Raw genomic sequence first — 22,814 nt, forward strand, 5'->3', positions numbered from 1 at the left:
AAAAAAATCGGAATCGAGGAAAAAAATGATTAACCGCACACGATCACTCATTTACGTATTACTGATAGCATTCACGGGGCTCTTTATTGCATCCTGTGGTGGCGATTCAGTTGGTGACACCAAGGACACAATCGAAACTGCACCGTTTTATCCTGAACCCGCTGAGGAGTGGCAATTAGTATGGAGCGATGAGTTCGATACCGAGACCCTAGACCTAACTAAGTGGGGCTATGACTTAGGTGACGGTTCTGATAGAGGCTTGCAGGGTTGGGGAAACTTTGAGCAGCAATGGTATACAAATCAAAATACAACTGTATCAGATGGTACCCTCAAAATCACTGCGAAGGCAGAGTCAGTGCAAGAAGGTTTCCCATATACCTCATCAAGGATAACTACGCTTGACAAGCTTGACTTTAAATATGGTCGTGTCGAAGCATCAATAAAGACGACCGGAGGTCAAGGCTTGTGGGGTGCGTTCTGGATGTTATCTAGCGATTCGCCTTATGGCTCAGATGGTTGGGCAGCAACCGGTGAAATCGATATTATGGAGTCGGCTAACCCTACGGTTGGTGATGATGGGGAATACTTTGGTACAAACGTACTACATGGTTTTCCATCTCCTTTACAGCAACAGATTCCGGAAAGAATGCCAGAAGGCGTTGATGTGACTGAGTTCAACGAATATGCGCTTGAATGGGAACAAAATGAACTCCGATTCTTTGTTAATGACATTCACTTAAGAACTATCACCTCTGACAGTTACTACTCATACTTTTATAACGAAGAAGCACAAAAATACGAGCTAGCTGAAGACGGTGCGCCTTTTGATACTGAGTTTCATTTAATATTGAACTTGGCAGTAGGCGGTGTATTAACAGGCAATGAAGTAGAAGGTAGCTCTTTGCCTGGTGAGTTGGAAGTTGATTATGTTCGCGTTTATGAATGCGCTTACGACAGGACTGACGGTAAAGGTTGTAACTCAAATGTAAACCCAGACCTAGAAACGCCAGCGCCATTGCGTCCTGCAGTTGAGTCATTTGACATCTATCTCGACGAAGCCGCTACTTATACTTGGAAAATCCTTGGTGAAACATATGTGCGTCCGCTTAAACTTAATTCTTTCTTCGACAATGAAGGAGCTTTAAGCTTTGCTGAAGTTGCTGCAGGTGACCGTGGTAATGTGATTCAAGTAGTAACATCTGGTGGTGGTAATATTTCAATCAATCCAGACGATGGCGATCCAATAGCTTTATTTGGTATGGGCAACAACCCTAAATTTGAAGACTTGCACGCTGCTGAGTTACGTTTTGACATAAATGTGCAAAGCGCAGATGCTGCGAGTACTTTTTTAGTGAAAATGGACAGCGGCTTCCCGGCGCTTGGCCAAGTCAGTATTTCTGCAGACGATTTTGCTAGAGGTACTTGGACAACGGTTAGCGTTAAGGTAAATGACTTACTTGCGTTCCGTGGCGAAGGATTTGATCCTCTTAACACCAGCAAAATCCAAAGCATGTTTGTATTTGAGCCCACAGGTGCAGCAGAGGTATTGATTGACAATATCACCTTAAGTTGTGGAAATCCTGGTAGCTGCGGTATCGTTGCTCCTGTACCACCAGCTCCGCCAATCGAAGGCCCGTTCTCAATGGCAGGCGTTTGGGCGATAGCACCGGAAGCAGGTTCTATAGGGGTAGGTCCAGTGGCTGGCGACATTAGTTGGTTTGCTATTGATGATGTCGGTGTTGAAGAGCGCTCTTGCTTCTATGATGATACTTATGTGTTCAACGAAGATGGTTCTTTTGCGAATGTTCTCGGGGATGATACCTGGATTGAACAATGGCAGAGTGGCAATGCTGATGCTTGTGGCGCTCCTGTATCTCCACACGACGGTATGGGCGCAGCTACATGGTCTTACGATGGCGATGCTGGCACCTTAACTCTGGACGGCTTCGGCGCTTACGCGGGTATTCCGAAGGCAGTTAATAGCGGAGAGCTACCAAACGTACAAGTTCCACCAAGCGTTACATATACCATCGAAGAAGTTGGCAATGACCGCATGATTGTAGTTATTGAGTCAGGTACAGGTGTCTTTTGGCAATTTGTTATGCAGAAACTCGAGAGCTTTGGTAACCCAGGTCCTGCTCCAGAACGCACTTTTGCTGGAACTTGGCAAGTTGAACCGGTAGCTGGTTCACTCGGTGTGGGTCCAGCGCGCGGTGATATATCATGGTTTGCTATAGATGATGCCGGTGTAGAACAACGTTCATGTTTCTATGATGACGGTTATGTATTTGGACGTGATGGCACCTTCAACAATGACCTAGGCGATGAGACATGGGTAGAAGAGTGGCAGAGCGGCAGCCCAGATGCTTGTGGTGCAACTGTTGCTCCTTATGACGGTGCGTTAAGTCAATCATGGACGTATACCGAAGGGGAAAATGAAGACGTTGGTACATTACTGATTGATGGTTTAGGCGGCTATATGGGCATTCCTAAAGCTAACAACGATGGCGAACTACCAGCTGTTTCAGCTCCTTCGAGTATCACTTATGAAGTGACATGGGAAGATGACAATACAGTGGTTATTGATATCGAATCGGGCACAAATGTGTGGTGGAGATACAGAATGATCAAAACTGTTCAACCTGAGCCAGTTGCACCTGTTGACGTTTCTCCGGTAACGGGAACATGGAGAGTTGCTCCTGAAGCAGGGTCATTAGGTGTTGGTCCGGCTATGGGTGACATATCTTGGTTTGCTATTGATGAAGCCGGTGTGGCACAACGTTCATGCTTTTATGACGACGACTATGTGTTTTCTGCAGATGGTACTTTCGACAACGTCTTAGGTGATGATACTTGGGTAGAGCAGTGGCAGACTGGTAATCCTGATGCCTGTGGCGCACCTGTTGCCCCTCACGATGGATTAACTGATGCGACATGGGAGCTAGATCAAGAAAATGGTACACTTACGATAATTGGCAATGGCGCATATGTCGGAATTCCTAAAGCGTTGAATAATGGTGAATTAGGCGCTGATAATCCAGGAAGTTTTACAGGTTCAATTGAATATATGGTTGAATTTACAGACAACGACAGCCGGATGGTATTAAACATCGAGTCAGGTAGTAATGTATGGTGGCGTTTTGTTATGGAAAAACAATAATCACGAACAAATCTGGCTTTAGATTTTAGGCCGAAAATACAAAAGGTGTTGCTCTCAGAGCAACACCTTTTTTTTTGGGTAAACAACTAAGCTACCAAAGAGCAGAAAAATAATCGTTGAAAATAATCTATTTACTAAGGAGAACAGTTCACGCTTAGCTTATTAATCGAACACATAAATTGCAGAGAAAAGCTCTACAGACCACTTTGCTATATAAGCCCCTTATTAACTTCTAAGAGGCCTGTTCTCGTTATCTTAGAGCATATCGAATGATAAAAAATTAGGCGAATAAAGGCTATTTGCTTGCAGCGTGGCTCATAAAATGTTGGATAAACTGAGTGTGCGGGGGCAAGCTAGTTAGTTGCTTTTGAATATTAAATTCTTGCTGGCGCATAAACATATTCAAATCACGATCACTCATCATATCGACAATTGGGTGATACTGCTTTGGTGTTAAACCCTGACCCAACATAACTTGAACCCAAGAATTTTCAGCGAACAGGTCATCCTGTTCTTCGATAATAGTGCCATTGTTCTTAAATAAATCTAAAATCTGTTGTAAACGATCAGACACTTTAATTTCTCGTAGGTAACGCCAAAATTCGTGGTCGTCTCGCTCCTGCAGATGGTAATGAAGCACAATAAAATCACGAATAGTTTCTGTCTCAACCGCCATTTGTTGATTAAAACGATTAACTAGATTTTGATCAATCCCTTCGTTTGGGAATAAACTAATTAACCAAACAATAGCTTGTTGGATTAAATGAATACTGGTGGACTCTAAAGGTTCGAGGAAGCCACTAGACAAGCCAATAGACACACAATTTTTATGCCAGAACTCTTTTCTTTGTCCAGTAGTGAAACGGATAAGTCGTGGATCTGTAATCGGCTCGCCATCAATACCTCTTAACAGATCGTCGAGCGCACTTTCTTCACTTTTAAAGTTTGTTGAAAAAACAACACCGTTTCCAACTCTATGTTGCAGTGGTATTTGCCAGCGCCAGCCAGCGTCTAAAGCGATAGAACGCGTATACGGCACGGCTGGTCGGTGTGATTTCGTTTGCACTGCGTACGCAGCGTTTGCCGGCAACGTATCACTCCAATCATTATATCCAACGCCCAATGCTTGACCCAATAACAAGGAACGAAATCCTGTACAATCAATAAACAGGTCTCCTTCCACTATTTGTCCGGATTCTAATAATATTGATTTAATATGACCGGATTGCTTATCGATATCTACCTTATCTATTTTTCCTTCAATACGGGTTACGCTGTGCTTTTCAGCGATGCCGCGAAGAAATTGGCCATATTTGGCTGAATCTAAATGATATGCATAGTTTAGACTTTGGTTTTTTGTATGCGCGAATCTACCTTTTTCTGCAGCTAAGGTTTCCAGACTATATTCAGAAAAACTTTTTGCCATCTTTTGCTCTTTAGCACGCAACCAAAAATGATGAAATCCAGCAGCCCAACAAGACGTACCTGATTTACCAAAAGAATGGAAGTATTTATGATCAAGTCGCTTCCAGTTTTCGAACATGATGCCAAGTTTATAAGTACCGTTAACGGCCTTCAGAAAGTCGGCTTCGCGGATTTTTAATAGCTGATGAATAGTTAATAACGAAGGTACGGTTGCCTCGCCCACTCCCACTGTTGGTATGTCGTCTGATTCAACTAAGGTAATATTAAGTCGCTTACCAATGGTTGCAGCGATAGTCGCTGCTGCCATCCATCCTGCTGTGCCGCCACCAGCAATCACTACTCTGTTTATTAATTTATTTTGAGTCATACTATTTATTACACTTCACGCTATTTTAATTTAGTTATTAGGTGCGCACGTATTTTGTGTGCAATTATTTCTGTCATGTCAGATTGCTTTTGCCTTACTTGATCAGGCAAGTGCTCGTAAATATCTGAGGGCGGGTCGAAGACATAGTTGTTAAACATATTTTGCCATGCTTCCCTTTGACTTTTAGGTAAGTGTCTTATACTTAACATCGCATGCAAAAGTGCATTGGTTGGCACACCTAAATAAGCTGGCGTATTTCGCCACCAGTAATTAACTAAGCCATTCAGCGCACTTAGGCTCTCTACTGAGTGCCACCACATACTTGGAATAAAAATAGCGTCTCCAGGAGCAAGAATTGTAGTTTTAGCACTAAGCATTGCGTTTGCAAACTTCGGATATGTTTGTAAATCTGGTTCTTGAATATTTACCATGCTGATAGGCTGACCAGCAGGGGTGAAATCTAAGGGCCCTATATATAAGTTTTCTTGTTGTTCAGGTGGAAAAAGCGTGAATTTTCGTTCACCAATTACGCAACAAGCCAAATTATCAGGAAAATCAAAATGAGGCGCAATCACCGAACGATTGCCTAACCAAATGCTTTGACTAAGCAGATCTTGCTCGAGAACTAGCCTATTTTCATGCGCGAAACGCGGCAAATGCTGCTCGATTGCCAATGAGCCAACATAGTATGTTGCTTGAGCAGTCTGTTCTGATATATCAAGGAGTTTCTCTAGCATGTCGTCTAGATATACTTTTGACTGCACAAAATTGAAACCATCTACAGATTCATTATAAAAAATGCGTCCATTGGCTTCTGGCTTTGCCATAAACGCATTAACAGCTTGCCCATTATAAAATTGGTTGAGATAAGCTACTGCGGACTGGTTGGAAACTAATGATTTTTTAACTAAAGGCCATTCAGAAACTAGCCCTCTAAGCACCACAGGTTGATTTGATGAGTATATTTGTTCGGGTATACATGACGGCGAACACTGAAGCTCTTGAATTGGCGTAGCATCGTTCATCGTCATATTAACTGCCGTCTAAAGCACATTTACGTTACGAATATCCACTAAATTACCAAGATTAGACATGGATGCCATAATCATCGTAATAGGAAGCAATAATTTCTGATCATTTAACTCTTTTAATGCGTCAGCAGATAAAGCTTCAAATTTGTCATCAGCAATCGTACTGAAGCCAACTAGTTCATAACTACTGCCATCTTTTAATGTAATTGCAATAGTAGTATCTTCTAGCAATTCGTGTTTTTCCAATGCATCGACTAACAATTTGTTTTGCTGATGCCCAACATCAATTGACTCAAGCATTTTAACAACTTGTTCTAAATACGGCGTATACGCGCCCTGCTCATCGAATACAGATTCGCCTTGTATATTATTGACTCTAGGGTGCTCTGGATTGAATGAAATAACTTGCTGTTTCTCATCACTTCCTTCTAATTGCTGAAAGCCAATTGAGAACGGTTGCCTTTGCACCATAATAGGAATGTAACGAGCATTCCATCCTTGCTGAGTTAAAAATAAATTTTCACCCTCTTCAAATCCGAACAAGGCAATTGGAAAGGTGGTATTACTGTCCTTGTCTCTGTATACAAGTATTGGATAGTGTGACAACGCAAGTCGAAATTCAAAAGGGTAAGTCATGCAAAACATGACGTCATCGCCTAACTCAGATGAACGATCTAGTCTAATCTTTAAGTCCGCATGAGCCACATTATTTAACATTTCATATTTCGACATTGGGTACCCTGTTCATCCAACTTTGTTTAATATCAAGTAACAACTTCCGATTAGTGGGTAGATGTTGACATAATTTTTGTAATTCTGCATGTTTGTTGCTAAGTAATTTTTTAAGATGTAAACGCTCTTCGCTAGCTAAGCGCCTATCAGCGAGGGTGCTTTTCGATTGAAACCCCATGCCATATAAGATGAATTGATAGCTCGCTGGCGGAAACATCGACTCGGCTACTTCAACATCGGCATGCCACGGTGCTCTATTTTTCCACATCATCAATGAGCGTTGCAGAGATATGGGTATAGTGTTTTGTTCTCGATGGTTTATCCAATACTGACTATCGGTTCTGTTTGATAGTATGTAGTGTAACTTAATGAAATCAATAATATTGTTCCAATGTAAGTCCATTCTTTTGTTGAATTTTTTTGCTAATAAACCGAGTTCATTTCGACTTGCAGGCAGATGCTCTCTTAAAAACTTGGCTGAGAATTCAACTAGTATCATTGCCGTAGCTTCAAGGGGATCAATAAATCCTGCCGATAATCCAATAGCTAAGCAATTACCTTTCCAGTAAGTCTCTAGATGCCCAGGTTCAATATTTATTTTATTGGGACTCAGACCGGCAATATTGATGTGAGGCATGTGTTTTTGCATATATTGCTCAGCGGTATCAAAAGCTTGCTGCTCGGTACCGTACTTACTAGAATACACCACACCAATTCCCTTTCGAGTGGGTAAAGATATATCCCAAATCCATCCATTCTTATGAGCAGTTGCGTGCGTAGCCGAGTTTATTGCGGCGTTCTCATGACTGTAGGGCACTTGAAAAGCCATAGCGCGGTCATTGAACAGTACATCTTTAACACTTTTAAAGGGTACCTTTAAGGACTTTCCAATGAGTAGGCGCTTAAAACCCGTGCAGTCTATAAACAGGTCGCCTTCTATTTGTGTTCCATCAGCAAGCACAACGCTTTCAATGAATGTGGCATTGTGCGCATTCACCGAACTAACATCCGCAGAAATATGTTTCACACCTAAGTTATTAATACTGTGATTTTTTAACAGGGTAGCGAACTTACCCGCGTTAAGATGGTAGCCGTAGTTGAGCACGTTCGCATACTCTGGTGTAGTGGCTTGTTTAGGCGCTAAATTGTGCTGACAGACGCCGGCTTGATTAGTGGCGAATTCGTCGAATGACAAGTCTGATGGTGACTCCAACCAATGGTCGACGATGTTGATGTCTTTATAGCCGATAGGCAGAGAGAAAGGATGGTAATAGCTTTCACCTTCATTCCAATCAATAAAACGTGAACCTTGTTTGAAACTGGCATCACATTCGCTGATAAATTGTGCTTCAGAAATGCCTATGCGCCGAAGTGTGGCAGCCATCGTCGGCCAAGTGCCCTCACCAACGCCGATTGTCTTAATATTAGGAGATTCAATCAACGTAATATTGAATTTGGTTTTGGTATCAAAATGTGCTGCTAAAACGGCTGCGGTAAGCCACCCTGCTGTACCACCACCCACTATTACAATGTTGTTAATATCAGATTTCATAGGCCCTAAATTTAAAAAAAACTCACCATCAACATTACGTCCATGGTGAGTTTTGGCTCAATTTGATTTCGAATTAAAAGCTGTAGCGGAAACCAACATTGTATCGAGCCCCAGTTTGAGTTACACCAGCAACCTGCAGGTTATCTCGAGCAAATCCGCGAGTCGTTTCGTCAGTAATGTTGATGCCTTCAAAGAACACAATCACACCATTATTGAAGTCGTAACTCGCGTTTATATCCCATTGTTCGTATGCAGCAACATAACCAGGTTGTGGTCCACTAGCAAAAGATAACCACTCATCACGCCAGTTGTAAGCGATACGAACCTGTATACCATCCTTGTCATAGTAGCCTATGACGTTACGTGTATCACTTAGGCCCGGCAAGGTAAATTGCTGTTGGTTTAGTAATCGATTAAATTCGTTATCACTATTAGCAAAAGTTGCGTTCATAATGACGCCAAAACCGGTATCAACGAAGTCGTGTTGCAGCGCAACTTCCCAACCGTCTATAGTCAACTCGTCTGCACTATTTATGGTTGTTGCCAGGTCGAATGTAGCAGGGTTATCTCTACCTGACACACCTGTTATCACTCCACCGCCATTAGGATCAGGTATTACACCCTGTTCACCCCCTCGATTTTCAAAAATCCAGTCTCTAATTGCCTGGTTTGAGGGTGTTCCGCCTAGCGCAGCAACTGCATCTTCAAACAATGGACCAAAGCCGGGGAAAGCTAAATCTGGAAAAATAGCCACATCTTCTAATGTCGTTCCGCCGATGAAGTTAGAAACAGTTTTATTGAAGTAACCAATAGAAAAATAGCTTGCATCATCGTAATACCATTCGTACGACAAATCGTGGTTTTCTGACTCATATGGCAACAATCCTGGGTTACCAATGCTGCCCGTGGCCCGGTATAATCCATCCGAATTATATTGGATAAAGTTAGCAATACTCAAACTACCAATTAACGCACCGTAGCCTGCGCGCGCAATTGTAGTGCTGTATGAATATCTCACCTTCATGTCTTCATGGACATTTAAGTCAAAATCGAAGTTAGGCAACCAATTATCGTAACTCGCCTCTAAACCAGATGGAACCTCTGTACCATCATCACGCGCAATCCACTCGTTTGCCGCCACCCACTCAACTCGAGTGTAATTTCGCGAGGCTGAGCTAGATGTTACATCGGTTTCTTCATATCTCAAGCCAACTAGCACACTGTAAGGTAAATCTACGATTTCGCCTTGATACCGGTACTGCAAAAATGCAGATAGGGTATCTTCTTCGAAGTTATTACCAAAACCTTTTTCAAAGTCTGGACAGAAACCATTTCCACAGCTACCTACTGCGTTAATATCAGGTGCGAGATACAAAGGATTAGATGGGTCTAATGACTCTAGGAACGCTGCACGCGCCGCCACTTCGGTATAATCGAAGATGAAGAAATTATTGTTTATCTGGTCTCCTGCGCTAAACGAATCATACACACCGGACAAACTCGCGGGAGTCATCAAATCAGACATTGCTCCGAGCGCACTCGCTTGAGGTTCACCCCAGGTGTTTCTTTGTACAAGGCTACTGGCTTCAAAATTCGCCACTTTAGATAAGCCCATACCAAAATCAATTGTTTGATCCTCGTCAACATACCACTTACCCGAAAATTGAGTTTGCTCAATATTCATTTCGGCCCAAGAGTTCGAATAAACACTTCCGGTCAAACGCATATCGTCAGGCGACAGCGGATCGTTCGCTGTGGTAGTCGTGACTGGTATATCACCAGTAAAATCAATCGTAGTTGAAGCTCGGCTTCTACCGCGCAAGCCCGCAACTGTTAGAAACGAGTTTGAGCCACGAATTTCATCATCTGGTTCACGCAATGATTTAGAATCGTGATGATCAAGGCTTAATTCCAAAGAATCATTAGGTAGCCATTCTACGTTAATGCCAACCGAATTTAATTCGTTTCTCGAACCGCCACCACCAGCAGCGTGGGGAAAATCAGGCTCTCTATCGAACTCTGAATACACAAGAGGTGACACAACAGGGCCCTCAGACCATAATACTTCGTCTGGAACCTGTGCGACCCAGAAAGACACATCGTTATAGCTCGAAGACACTTCTTGCTCAGCATAGGTGTAATCAAGCGTAACAGTTAAATCATCTCGTGGTGCATATTGCAGTGTTAGTTGAGCATTAGTACGTGTGCGCTCCACTTCGCTTAATTGGTATACAATATTACGCGGTATACCGACTATATCGCCTGCAGAAGGCTGCGTTCCATTTAAGCTGACACCATCGCGTATTGAACCGCCATCCACTTCAGAGAAAAAGTTGGTGGTCGCTGACTGCGCACCATTGTTCCGTTCTTGCACGCTACCAATGAACGCAACACCAAAAGTATTGTCTAGGAAAGTGTTACTATAAATACCTGAAAACTCAGGTGTCCACGTATCGCCGGATATCGTGGACGTGTCATTGACCGCTTTTAGACCGAAACTGGCATTCAAGCCTTCACTGTCGAGCGGCTTGACTGAGAGTATATTAATGGTGGCACCGATGCCCCCAGTGGGCACATGCGCTTTACCTGTTTTGTATATCTCGACTCCAGCAACACCTTCAGCCGCTAAATCACCAAAATCAAAAGAACGACCTAAACCGGAGTTAGTTGGCAGTTGTCTACCATTTAACGTAACTAAATTGAAGTCCGCACCAAAGCCACGCACCGTTACGCGAGAACCTTCACCGTTTACACGGTCAATCGACACACCGGTAATACGCTGTAAAGACTCCGCTAAGTTCGTATCAGGAAACTTACCAATATCCTCTGAAGTAATGGCATCTACTACACCCACAGATTCGCGTTTAGTATCCATAGAACGCATTAAACTGCCGCGGATACCCGTTATCTCGATTATTTCTACTAATTGGGACTGTTCTTCGGCGGAAGACGCACTAGCTACTTCATCAGTTTGTTGAGCGTAAATTGGCGCCATTAAGCTCACTCCGAGGGCGAGCGAAACTCCCTTCGCAATAGGGCTTTTAAGACGATTTTTCTTTTGCATGATATGTGTGTCCCTGGTTCGGATTGTTATCAAAATGTTATAAATTTATTTCCAATGCTAACTTTCGCACAGGATCGAAACGAACAGAACCTTGTTGCGATGAACTGGCTTCACTTTGCGGTAAAGCGGAAGCTCAACAAAATTTGATAGGTTTGAACGCTATACTTTTATCTCTGCCAACTTACTCATCTATGTCTGCTTTTGTTATCGTCTTGCCGTTGCTTCTTGTCAGATTACATAAATACGGAGAAGCGAATCTGCATTCTTAAATATTAACTGTTTTTTTACATGAGTTATTAACATTTGTTAATTTTTTTTTAAGAAATGTTAAAGTAATTGATGGTGAATAAAGATTCAAAATTATATTTCCCCACGACGTTCAATTAACTTTTCTTTAATAAGATGCGCCCGTTCCTCACTGATATCATATTTCCACATAACCAAAATAGCTAAAGCAGCAGTTCCTGCAGGAATTATAATATCCGCAATACGCAAATTAGTCATGGTTTCAACAGTTTGCGTCGCATTACCCGCATCAAATCCAACGTACTTCAGTACGATTCCACTTAATATTATGGCCAATGCCTGACCTAGCTTAACCATCAGCCAATATATCGCTGCGAACGTCCCTTCTTTCCGCGGCATGCCATTTTTTAACTCATCTAAATCACAAACATCTGCGGTCATACTCAACATCAGCGTAAACAATCCGCCTATGCCAAAGGACATCAAAGGAATAGGCATAAATATCATCCAAGGGTTTTCAGGGTTGAAGCCATACCATTTCAATGTATAGCCAACAATTGATATCAGTGTAGATATGATAAACGCATTGCGTTTCCCCCACTTGTTTGCCATCCAACTAACAACCGGAATAACCATAAATGCAGTCGCAAAAGCGCTTACTGTACCGAACCATGCAGGCCACGAACCTGTAGCGCCATAATCACCATCAAACATATGGAAAACAATAATAAAAAAGGCAAATGACGAGACTAACTGAAAGCCATTGAATACTAAGAAAGTAGCGCCGCAGAGCCTCACAAAGGCTGCATTTTTGAATGTTTGGATAATACTTCTAAACACGCCCATCAAATTGCTGCCAATCATTCGGAATGAAATTTCTGCTCTGTTTTCAATATTTGAATTATCAATTCCCTTACAAAATAATCCGGGTACGATACCCAAAATAATACAAATACCCGAAATATATAATGCGAGTTGCCTTACCCCTTGTGCCTGATTTTCGAATAAATCGGGGTCAGCAATCATGACCCAAAACCACGGTACAATCATCCAAGCAATTTGCCCCATAAACTGAGAGGCAGCCATTAAACGCGTTCGCTCCTTGTAGTCTGAGGTCATTTCATACCCTAAGCCGACGAAGGGTGTTGCGAACATTGTATTACCAATAGTGAAAGCCATGGAAAGTATCAAGAAATACCAAAAGGTGTAGTCTTGAGAGTTTTCTGGATCTAACTGCCATAGCAGCGCGAAACAGCTTCCACTTAATATGGCGCCGACCACTATATATGGTCGGCGTCTGCCCCATCTAGATTTCGTATTGTCGGTGATAAAACCCATGATAGGGTCAGTTAACGCATCAAATAAACGGGGTAGTCCAACTAGTAAACCGGCCAGTACCGGATCTATACCGAACGCCGTTATTAAAAAGAATGCAAATAGCGCTAGAGAAGCGGGTAGTAAATTAAGGACTAGCGTTCCCGTCCCATAGGCGGCTTTTTCACTAAAAGATATACGATCTTTAGCAGCTGTTTCGTAGTGCGACATATATTGATTCAAATGCAGTTGTAAATGGTTTGTAAATATATGTCATTTGCGCCTGATTTTCTAAGTAAAATTGCATTAATTCGGTCACTTGAACTTTTTTCGTGATGGCTGGGACAAATTAAGGTTAGCAACTGAAGGAATGTAAAAATAGGAATAAAAAACGACACATGCTCGGCTACAGTAAAGTCTCCCTAATAACCCACTTAAAGTCCTTTTAAACTCAAATTACTTGCTAAGAACAGCGTAAAACTGCTGTACTGCCAGTCTTTCTATTTTTAGTGTGAATTGATATGAAATTATTATTCGCTATGACTTTCATCTTAGTACTAGTTAGTTTTCACCTACAGGCGAACCAAATGACAAAGCAAAACAGTAAATCTTTATATTCCAAGCCGGTCTTTGACCCTATGATTGATGAAGAATGGATTGGCTTAGGCATTGCTTATGGTTCGTATCGCGACGGTGAAAGCCCTGATAAAAAGAGCGTGTCATCTGAGCAAGATATCCTAGAAGACATGACTATTTTAACCACGAATAGCGCTGTTACTTGGAATTTAATTCGCATGTATGCCGCTGATCCTGCAAGCGAACAAGTATTAAAAACGATTAAAAAACACAAGTTACCAGTGAAAGTGATGCAGGGAGCATGGCTTTCATCAACCCAAACTGCTGAGCAAAATGAAAAGCAAATATCCGAAGTCATTCGACTAGCCAATGATTACAAAGACATCATTGTTAGCGTCAATTTAGGTAACGAAATCTTTGTCGATTGGTCGGCACACAAATTTGAAGTATCCGATATTCCAAAGTATTTAAAATGGGTCAAGAAGGTTAAGAGTGCTGTTGACGTGCCTGTCACTCTGGCTGATGACTATAATTTCTGGAACAAACCTTGGAGTCAAGAAGTTGCACAAGCGCTCGATTATATTGTGCTGCATGCATACGCAATGTGGAATTCACAAGCTTTAGAACATGCCGTACCCTGGACCGAAAAAACCTACCATGACATTAAAGCGCTACACCCTAATAAACAGGTCGCGCTTGGCGAATCAGGATGGGCTACAAGCTCTGTCAGTAGTAATGGCGATGAAAGCCTTATCATTGGTGAAGCAAGTGAAAAAGCACAGAAGATATTTTTTGATGCTTACCGCCACTGGTTAAAGGAAAATCGCATTGTATCTTTCTATTTTGAAGCGTTTGACGAGAAATGGAAAGGCGGTGAAGATATGCCTGACAGCATTGCAGAGAAAAATTGGGGTGTCTTTCGTTCAGATAGAACGCCAAAGCTCGCGGTTGAAGTCGCTACAAAATGAGCGCTTAGCTCATCATCTGATTAAGCGATGTAAAAAAGAAACAATAAAAAAGGGAGCGTTAGCTCCCTTGTCTTTATAATAAAATTTAGCTTCTTTTAAAGCGACGCAATGAACCTACAGAGTATTCTTTGCCCATCGCGTTTTCGTTTATGTATTCTGCAAAACCAATTTAGGCCTTCTATCAACGTAAAATAGACCCCAATGCTTTTCCGGCTCCTGCGGATCGTCCGAGCCCTTCCAAGGTTCATCGAAAGCCTCAAACACAAAGGTTAGAATCTTTTCGCTATTGGTCCAACTAAGAAGCTGTTGATAATATTCAGCCTGAAGCGCATCAGACGCATTCCATTTTTCGATACCGCAACCGTTCGACTGTGTTGTCCAACCAGCTTCAGTAATTACGATTGGAACATCAGGATGACAATGCTGCACGGAATAATAATTTTGTTTCGTGTATTCCAATGCATTTTCTATGCTTTGGTACTCCCAAACTGGATAAGTATGAATAGATATAAAGTCTAGTTCTGCCACCAACGGCGCTAACTTATTTGTCCAAGGAACGTAGTTTTCACAAAAGGTAACCGGAACGTCAATTTTGCTTTTAATACGCTTTGCAAATTCGACTAGGCGCTCAACAGGCACCATATGATCAGTCCAATCGACACTCGCTTCATTTCCAATCGATACCGAGCATACATACTCAGGGTAGCGACGGCTCAAAGCAACTAAACGCTCAATATCTTCATCGTTTGCTTGACGATTCTGATCGAGCTGCTCTTCACTAAAGTCGGCTCCCCAAGGACAGTTTGGGTTGCTGACCTCGGCCGCAATATCCACTCCCAACATGAGTACAAAGTTGAGGTTTTCTTTCTTAATTACCTCTAAAACTGTTTCGGCATGCTGGCTACAATCATAAACTCTAAGGTAAGACCAATTTTTTAGTAACAATAAGTCTTCTTTTATTTCTGCATAACTCGGATATATTCCTAGCCTTGGATTTTGCCCATCTCTATAACCTGAATAACAAATCGCTTGCGCATGCTCGCGCCCCATCATTTTCTCAAGTGAAGTCAACTGTTTAGACTCACTTTGCATATTTATGGTTCCCGTCTTTGTCGAGTATGCCCCAATAAGCGCCAACATCGCCTTCATCCGCAACTTTCCAGTCTTCATCGAAAGAAGAAAAATAGAACAAGTCGATACCTTCTTCTTGAGTCCAATGATAGGCATCAACAAAATAGCGCAGCGCGTTTTCATAAGAAGGTATCGCAGCTCTGTCAGGTGAGCCTTGGTCCGGCCAACCTGTTTCACTTATGATGACTGGCTTTCCATTGGCCACTTTCACGGCACGATGGTACATATCCTTCATGTAAGTCAATGCATGTTCTGCCGGGTATCCTTCCCAAAAAGGGTAACAATTAGCGAAAATAATATCGCACGCGTCAGCAACTGGAGGATGATCTTCAAATAGGAAGTAAGCATCAACATAACCTACTGGAATATTTGGCGCAGCTTCTTTTGCTCGGTTAATGTAGTCGACTAACTGTTGCTCACTCATTTCTTCCCGCAGCATAACTTCATTACCAACAGCTAAAATATCGGCATGACCCGCTTGAGCGATTTTGATGGCATTTTGTAGCTCTTTTTCATTGTTCTTAAAATTATCATTCAACCACACTCCTACCATTGTTTTGAGACCATACTCAGCTGCAATTTTAGGGATCAACTCGTTGCCTTCAGTACATGAAAATGTGCGTATCCATTTCACATAAGGCAAAATTAGCTGCAAGCGTTCACGGATCTGCTCTTCAGTAATTTGGGTGCCGGGACCCGGCTCTTGGCCTGTAATGTATGGACTAAATGAGAGACCATGGATTTTGTTATCCAGTAGTTTCTTAGCTTCTTTTTGTAAATCAGAAACAGATAATTGCGCTGCATTTGAACGCTTATTTCGATAATATTTTCCGGACATAGTCATCTCTATTTAGCAGCTCAGAAACTGAAGCGCTTGGGTTGAATTGAAGGTCTTTTTGGGTAAAGTAAAAAGGATAAACGCAATACTTATTGTATGCAACAAGAGACAGGTTGAATGGTACTAGCTGCAGGTTGAATGGTACTAGCTGCAGGATGAATGGTACTGGCTGCGACTTTAGTGTCGAAAACAGTGTGTGATTATCAAAATTTAGGCTTAGAAATTAGCATACTGTGCTGCTGCTTATTTAACGGGGATCAGATTAAGTGAGTCAATAATTTATCTTTATCTTGACTGCGTCCTTTGCATAGGATGTATTTAGTGTATATCCTCTTATTACACTAAATACGACAACGCTTGTAACGACGAAGCTTGTCACGACAGAGCTTGGCATCCTAATTTTATGAAATTACGCATCGAGCATTTAACTCGCCATAAATACTCTGGCCCCGTCAGTTTTTCGGTCCATAGTTTATATCTCCGTCCAATAGAAGGACACCTGCGACGAGTTCATCGTTTTTCTGTGGAAACAATACCCGCATCAACGCAAAGCTTCGTGCGTGACGTCAATGGTAATACACTTTTAAACTGCAATTTTGCTTTAAACGAGTCTGATATTTTGGAGTTCCGCACTGAAATCGAAGTCGACATAAATGAAGATAATCCCTATGACTTTTTGCTTGAGTCTTACGCCTTAGAGTACCCATTTTCCTATAGAGGTGCAGATACAAAAGCGCTTGTACCTTTCCTACTTGATGAAGTTTTAGAAAACGAAACCGAGGTACTAGATTGGTTCAAGCAAGCGGTGCCATCGCCGGCTAAACATCCAGACATCGTACAATTTCTAACAGACTTAAACCAAGCCATAAGACGCGACATTGCTTATGTACGCCGTGACGAAGAAGGTATCCAGCCTCCAAATACGACGCTAACGCTGCGCTCCGGTGCCTGTAGGGATATGGCGGCACTTTTCATTTCTGCTGTGCGTCAACTCGGTCTCGCCGCAAGATTTGTTAGCGGCTATTTGTATGTTGAGTCTGGCAATGACGATGAAAACCACTTACTAAACCGAGCGGCAGGATCTATGCACGCTTGGGCAGAAGTTTACCTGCCCGGTGCTGGATGGAAGGGCTTTGACCCTACTAACGGTATATTGGCAAACAGCTTTTTTATTCCAGCGGCTGTGAGTCACTTACCGGAGGTTGTTGACCCTATTCAAGGCCATTATTTTTCCAAAACTGCAACAAATTCCGTGTTAGAGGTTCAGTTAAATATAGAGGAGTTGAGCCTTGATTCACTCAAGTGAGATTAATGCCCTTGCGGCAATCGTAGAGTCTAAGCTGAAGGCGCAAGACATCACGCTAACAATGGGCGGCGAGCCCACATACATTGTTGCTCAGCCTGATACCGACGAATGGAATAATGGCGCAATGGGTGAACAGAAGTTGGGTTACGCTCGTCGCATGGGGGGTGAGTTAATCAAAAACGTTTATCCTCAAGCCTTAGCCATGCAGGTGTTTGGAAAGTGGTATCCAAATGAGCCGTTGCCGCGATGGGTTTTTATGACGCTGCACGCAAATCAAGGCGAAGCACTTTGGCCAGAAACAGAACGTTTGATGCTTGACGATGTTGAGGGAAAAAATAAACCTAAAGTAGCTGAAACTTTGATGGAGGGAATAGCTTCCGCATTGGATTTAAAGCAGCATATTTTAAAAGCCTTTGAACAGGCAACTCCAGAGAAAGATTCGGCTTTAGCGGGTTGGGTTTTACCTTTAAACTTCGCAGAAGATGCTTGGGTTTCAGCCGAATGGCCTTTTACGCCTGATGAACCTATTCAACTGTTTATGGGCGATAGCCCAATTGGTTTGCGCCTGCCACTAGGAGACCTCCCAAAAGAGACGATGCGCAAAGCCCTGAGTATAGAAGTGCGCAACGGCGCTATCGAAATTTTTATACCTCCTTTGGAGTTGTCTGCTTTTCGAGCACTCATTAATTTAATACGCCAGCTTGTCAACGAGGCGAATTTACATGACCTTTTACTCTGTGGTTATGCACCTAGCGAAACAAAAGACGAACTCGTGGTACTTGGATTAGCGGCCGACCCTGGAGTATTAGAGGTCAATCTTCCGCCAAGCAAGACCTGGCAAGACTACAACCGAATTTTACTTCAATGTACAGATGCTGCCAAAGCGGTTGGACTCCAGTTAACCAAGCTGCAGCTCAATGGTTCTGTTTACGGCACCGGCGGCGGTTCACATTTAACGTTTGGCGGTGAAAACCTTGATACCAATCCTTTTTTACTAAACCCTAAACGTATCGCTTCAGTGTTGCGTTATTGGCAACGCCATCCGGCCTTATCTTATTTCTTTACAGGCCAGCACGTTGGCCCAGGCAGTCAGGCGCCGCGCGTCGACGAAGGACCTAGGCATGGCCTATATGAATTAGAAGTTGCATGCGAAGGCATTGAAGCTGCGACCATTGCCCCCGATGGCCCATCAATTGATCAGTTTCTGAAGAATTTGATGACAGATTCCTCCGGCAATACGCATCGCGCTGAACTTTGCTTTGATAAGTTCTACAACCTAGAGTCGCCCAGTGGTCTGCTAGGAATTGTTGAATTTAGAGCGTTTGAAACGTTTGCAAAGGCAGAGCTGATGTCACTGGCAGCATTATTTATTCGTTCCGTTATTGTTCGCCTATTTGAATCTCCTTTTACCGAGCCACTGAAACGCTTTGGCCCTGAGCTTCATGACCGCTACTTTTTACCTGCATTTTTATGGGAAGACATTCAAGATATTTGTGCTGACTTGAAGTCGCACGGCATACCCTTTGACCCACAATGGTTACTGCCAATCTTAGACTTCAGAAGCCCAAGCGTAGGTAAGCTAGAAATACCCAAAGGTAGTATTGAACTGCGCCAAGCCTTCGAGTCATGGCCACTGATGGCTGAGCAAAATAGAGGAAGATCAACCGTGCGCGTAGTCGACAACTCTACTGACCGTCTGCAGGTTACGCTTTCAAATAGTGATGTGCTAGATAATGGAGAGTTGCGAGTTAATGGGGTACGTGTGCCATTTGAAAAAGTTAACGGAATAATGATTTGTGGACTGCGTTATAAATGTGCAAGTGCCTACCCAGCGCTGCACCCGCACGTTCCTATTCAGTCGCCGTTAGTGCTTGAATGGGTAGATAAACACTCGGGCAAGACAATGTCGGCTGCGCGTTATCACTATTGGAATCCTGATGCAGCGGTGTATGACGGTAGGCCCAAAAATGATGAATCAGCAGCGCAGCGTCGCTCAGCGCGCTGGAAGACAGCTCCTGATCTAATTGATCGCATAAGCGACGCGATTGAGCCTAAACTATCGCCTGAATATCGATTTACCTTAGATTTACGCCGTCAGCTAAAGCCTCCACCTATCGATAGTTAACTGTTTTTCAAGTTTGCTTGATGCTCATATTGGCAGCGAATTTTAAAATTTGTTGCTGATTACGAGGAGTGGGGTTCAGCGCTTACTGAATGGTCAGTTAGATTGCGCAACCAGTGTTTTGCTTTCATTCGATACGCAAATAAAACCGCCTTCGTAACTTCTTCTGAATAAGTTATTAATACCACCCAATAAAGAGCTAATTCAAAATAGAATGCAGCTGCGAAAGTAAGTGGAATACCGATGACCCACATTCCTGATATATCAATAAGCATACAATGTTTATTATCGCCTCCGGCGCGCAAGATACCCATAGATGCTGTCATATTAAAAACTTTGACACAGGTACCAAATGTAATTAGCAAAAATATGTCGTGAGCAACCGCCAGTGTATCTTGATTAAGATTTGTGTAGGGCATGAACACTAACGATTCCAAACTCAACATCACTATCCCTAGCAACAAAGTCACAATAGGCGCAGTAATAGCAAAGCCTCGTGCAACAGACCAAGCAGCACCGAATGCGTCTTTCCCGAGTCGCTGACCAACCATAATAGAGCAAGCCGAGGCAAAGCCAAAAAAGAACGAAACGAGTAAACCTTCCAAGGGTGCCATTAGACTCATGACGGCAAGCTCTTGGGTGCCAATACGTCCGAATATAAGTTGATATACAAATGTGCCTAGGGACCATACGCCGAAACTTACCATCATTGGCCATACAAGCCTAATTAGGTGGGCCCACTGTGATTTATTTAAAAATTGTGCCCCGCTTAATTTACTTGGAAAGACGCTATGTCTAGTCTTCGCTAAACAAGTCAGCATGAGCAGCGCATGAATAGCTCTAGCAATAAAAGTTGCCCACGCTGCTCCTAGCACGCCCATAGCGTCGATACCGAGTCCGCCGTTAATTAACCAATAGTTCAACGCAATATTAATAACGATTGCAACAGCGCCTAGTGCCATCGATAGCCTTACCTGACTAAATCCACGCAGTGCATTCTCAAAAACCATCACCACAACAACGAAGCCTAAGCTGGGCATGGTTACCCACAAATATTCTGCGCCGGTAGTGATGATGACAGGATCGGTAGTGCCGAGACCAACGATAAGGTCTCCAAAGGCGAAAATTAGCAGCACTATTGGGAATAATACACCGGCCCCAATTGCCAGTGTCTTAATAATAATGGGACTGATGCGCTCGCTTTTACCTGCACCATAATACTGTGCCGACAACACACCCACACCAGCTGCCAGACCAGATAAAATGATCAGTACGACAAACTGGATACGGTTTCCCAAACCAACAGAAGCTACGGCAGCGTCACCAAGATGACCCACCATCATAATGTCACTCATACCCAGCATCGTCACAAGAATGCTTTGCAACGAAATAGGCCACGCTAGCTTGAGACACTGTTTAAATGTTGATGGGCTGCGTTTTTGCATATTGGCTTAACAACAAAGAAGACTTACTTCACGTAAAATGGGATATTGGCATGGGCTGCATTGTTGTTACCGTCAAAAGCATAGACAAATAAACGATAAGCGCCGGCCTTATCTGGTGCCGTTAACTTTATAACTGCATCGTGGTTTTTAATGACACCCTCTACCAATGGAGGCACATATTCAGCATCACCGCCCACTTTGTCAGAAGTGGATTCAGGGCGAATTTCCCACAGATAACGGATATCGTCGCCATCGGCGTCAACAACCTCAACAGATGCTTGATAAACCTTACCGGAGCGCAAGTAAACGTCATCGAATGCGACCTGATTATCGAGCATTATCTGGCTAATTTGAGGAACACGATTTTCCGGCCAGACGCCATTCCAGATATGGTACATAACGTCGACCGCTTCAGTTTTTTCTCCAGTAGCTAAAAACATGCCATACCATGTTGGGGTTTTTTCCTGTTTCTGTCCCCATAAAAATACATAGTTGCCTATCGCTTTGCCGCTATAGGGTTGTAGTACTTGTGAGTAACTTTTTGCGTAGTTATTGGCTTTTTCTGAGCTGGTATTCTCAATTGGCGCACCCCACTTCGTTTTATGTACTTCCCAATGCCCAACCGCACCCCATTCCGTAACGAAATAAGGTTTATCGTAGCCAGAGTCCTGAATATACTTAGGTAAATTTAAAAGATCGGCGTAAAGCTGAAAGCTAACGAAATCTAAATCAGGTGCACGTTCTTCTATTGCGGCTAATGCCCTTTTATCGAAGCCTGCCAAAGCGGTCGTTGTTGGATGATAGGGATCGATTTCTTTAATCATCTTCGCGGTATCATTCACCGCATCAAATACCTTCGGATTGGTAAATCCAAAGTTTACTTCATTGCCTATTATCCAGGTCAGTAATGCTGGATGGTCTTTATATTTTTCAACTCTTGCCGTATTTTTAGCGAGTTGTCTTGCAACAGCAACAGGATCATTGTAGTCAAAACCATGTCGTTCTCTGGCAAACTCTAAGCACAAGGAAACGGTAATACCCATGGCATGAGCTCGGTCTAATAATTGCTGTGCAGGTTCAGCATGATTATCTACGGCCCAATTTCGCATTGAATTGCCACCAAACTTTACCAAACTTGCAAGATCGGTTGAGCCAATACCTGCCCCTCTGACTTGATATGGCTTTCCGCCTCTCAATAATTGATAGCTGCCATTTTCTTCGATAATTTCAACTTTAATTGGCGTTTGCTTTTTCGTTTCTATGATATTATTTACCACGGTATGGGACGGTGTCAGAGAGTCTTCGCTTAAACCATTTAAAGCGGAAGCTGCATTACAAAAAATCAAAACGCTCGCCATACTTATCACAAAAGCAGATAATAGAAATTTACCAGGCTTCATATTTGCTCACCTAATTATTTTTTACTCGGAGTATTAGCTCTGCTATTTACTCGCAAATATAACTGTTACTATTTTGTGATAACAGTTTGCGGTCTTACCCCCCAGCTCCTCAAATAAAATGAGATAGGTTGGATTAA

At 42.8% G+C, this 22,814-nt stretch carries 14 protein-coding genes; 4 read left to right on the forward strand and 10 right to left on the reverse strand.

Annotated features, from left to right (window positions below; translation table 11 throughout):
- The first annotated feature begins 25 nt into the window (after positions 1-25).
- A complete protein-coding gene (locus GNIT_RS15285; RefSeq protein ID WP_014110187.1) occupies positions 26-3,160 on the forward strand; it encodes a glycoside hydrolase family 16 protein in 3,135 nt (1,044 codons plus the stop codon).
- Between the two features lie 295 nt (positions 3,161-3,455).
- On the opposite strand, the gene GNIT_RS15290 is transcribed toward GNIT_RS15285, so the two are convergent.
- From GNIT_RS15290 to GNIT_RS15315, 6 genes are all read right to left on the reverse strand, one after another.
- Complete coding sequence (locus GNIT_RS15290; protein WP_014110188.1) at positions 3,456-4,952, reverse strand: tryptophan halogenase family protein; 1,497 nt, start codon at positions 4,950-4,952, stop codon at positions 3,456-3,458.
- A gap of 20 nt (positions 4,953-4,972) precedes the next feature.
- Positions 4,973-5,983, reverse strand: coding sequence for a cupin-like domain-containing protein (locus GNIT_RS15295; protein WP_014110189.1), 1,011 nt, complete (start codon positions 5,981-5,983; stop codon positions 4,973-4,975).
- 12 nt (positions 5,984-5,995) lie between these two features.
- Positions 5,996-6,715, reverse strand: coding sequence for a SapC family protein (locus GNIT_RS15300; protein WP_014110190.1), 720 nt, complete (start codon positions 6,713-6,715; stop codon positions 5,996-5,998).
- A complete protein-coding gene (locus GNIT_RS15305; protein ID WP_014110191.1) occupies positions 6,702-8,267 on the reverse strand; it encodes a tryptophan halogenase family protein in 1,566 nt (521 codons plus the stop codon). The genes GNIT_RS15300 and GNIT_RS15305 overlap by 14 nt, the downstream gene beginning before the upstream one ends.
- Positions 8,268-8,340: 73 nt before the next feature.
- Entirely contained in the window at positions 8,341-11,331 is a 2,991-nt protein-coding gene (locus tag GNIT_RS15310; RefSeq protein ID WP_014110192.1) for a TonB-dependent receptor, read from the reverse strand.
- A gap of 360 nt (positions 11,332-11,691) precedes the next feature.
- On the reverse strand, positions 11,692-13,122 hold the full coding sequence (locus tag GNIT_RS15315; protein ID WP_014110193.1) for an MFS transporter: 1,431 nt from the start codon (positions 13,120-13,122) through the stop codon (positions 11,692-11,694).
- A gap of 356 nt (positions 13,123-13,478) precedes the next feature.
- Here GNIT_RS15315 and GNIT_RS15320 point away from each other — a divergent pair, with 356 nt between their 5' ends.
- Positions 13,479-14,435: a glycoside hydrolase family 17 protein gene (locus tag GNIT_RS15320; protein ID WP_014110194.1), complete on the forward strand. Its 957-nt coding sequence runs from the start codon at positions 13,479-13,481 to the stop codon at positions 14,433-14,435.
- A 147-nt stretch (positions 14,436-14,582) separates the two neighbouring features.
- Here GNIT_RS15320 and GNIT_RS15325 read toward each other — a convergent pair whose 3' ends face one another.
- Both GNIT_RS15325 and GNIT_RS15330 read right to left on the reverse strand, forming a co-directional pair.
- A complete protein-coding gene (locus GNIT_RS15325; RefSeq protein WP_014110195.1) occupies positions 14,583-15,527 on the reverse strand; it encodes a glycoside hydrolase family 17 protein in 945 nt (314 codons plus the stop codon).
- A complete protein-coding gene (locus tag GNIT_RS15330) occupies positions 15,517-16,404 on the reverse strand; it encodes a glycoside hydrolase family 17 protein (protein WP_014110196.1) in 888 nt (295 codons plus the stop codon). The genes GNIT_RS15325 and GNIT_RS15330 overlap by 11 nt, the downstream gene beginning before the upstream one ends.
- A gap of 403 nt (positions 16,405-16,807) precedes the next feature.
- On the opposite strand from GNIT_RS15330, the gene GNIT_RS15335 reads away from it, so the two are divergent.
- Positions 16,808-17,710, forward strand: coding sequence for a transglutaminase family protein (locus GNIT_RS15335; protein WP_041246466.1), 903 nt, complete (start codon positions 16,808-16,810; stop codon positions 17,708-17,710).
- Positions 17,694-19,835, forward strand: coding sequence for a transglutaminase family protein (locus GNIT_RS15340; protein WP_014110198.1), 2,142 nt, complete (start codon positions 17,694-17,696; stop codon positions 19,833-19,835). Before GNIT_RS15335 ends, GNIT_RS15340 begins: the two co-directional genes overlap by 17 nt.
- A 59-nt stretch (positions 19,836-19,894) precedes the next feature.
- On the opposite strand, the gene GNIT_RS15345 is transcribed toward GNIT_RS15340, so the two are convergent.
- Both GNIT_RS15345 and GNIT_RS15350 read right to left on the reverse strand, forming a co-directional pair.
- Complete coding sequence (locus GNIT_RS15345; protein ID WP_238526908.1) at positions 19,895-21,187, reverse strand: MATE family efflux transporter; 1,293 nt, start codon at positions 21,185-21,187, stop codon at positions 19,895-19,897.
- A gap of 113 nt (positions 21,188-21,300) precedes the next feature.
- Positions 21,301-22,677: a glycoside hydrolase 5 family protein gene (locus tag GNIT_RS15350; protein ID WP_014110200.1), complete on the reverse strand. Its 1,377-nt coding sequence runs from the start codon at positions 22,675-22,677 to the stop codon at positions 21,301-21,303.
- Positions 22,678-22,814: the final 137 nt, after the last annotated feature.

It is taken from the genome of Glaciecola nitratireducens FR1064 (assembly GCF_000226565.1).
In the GTDB taxonomy this organism is placed as follows: Bacteria; Pseudomonadota; Gammaproteobacteria; order Enterobacterales; family Alteromonadaceae; genus Glaciecola; species Glaciecola nitratireducens.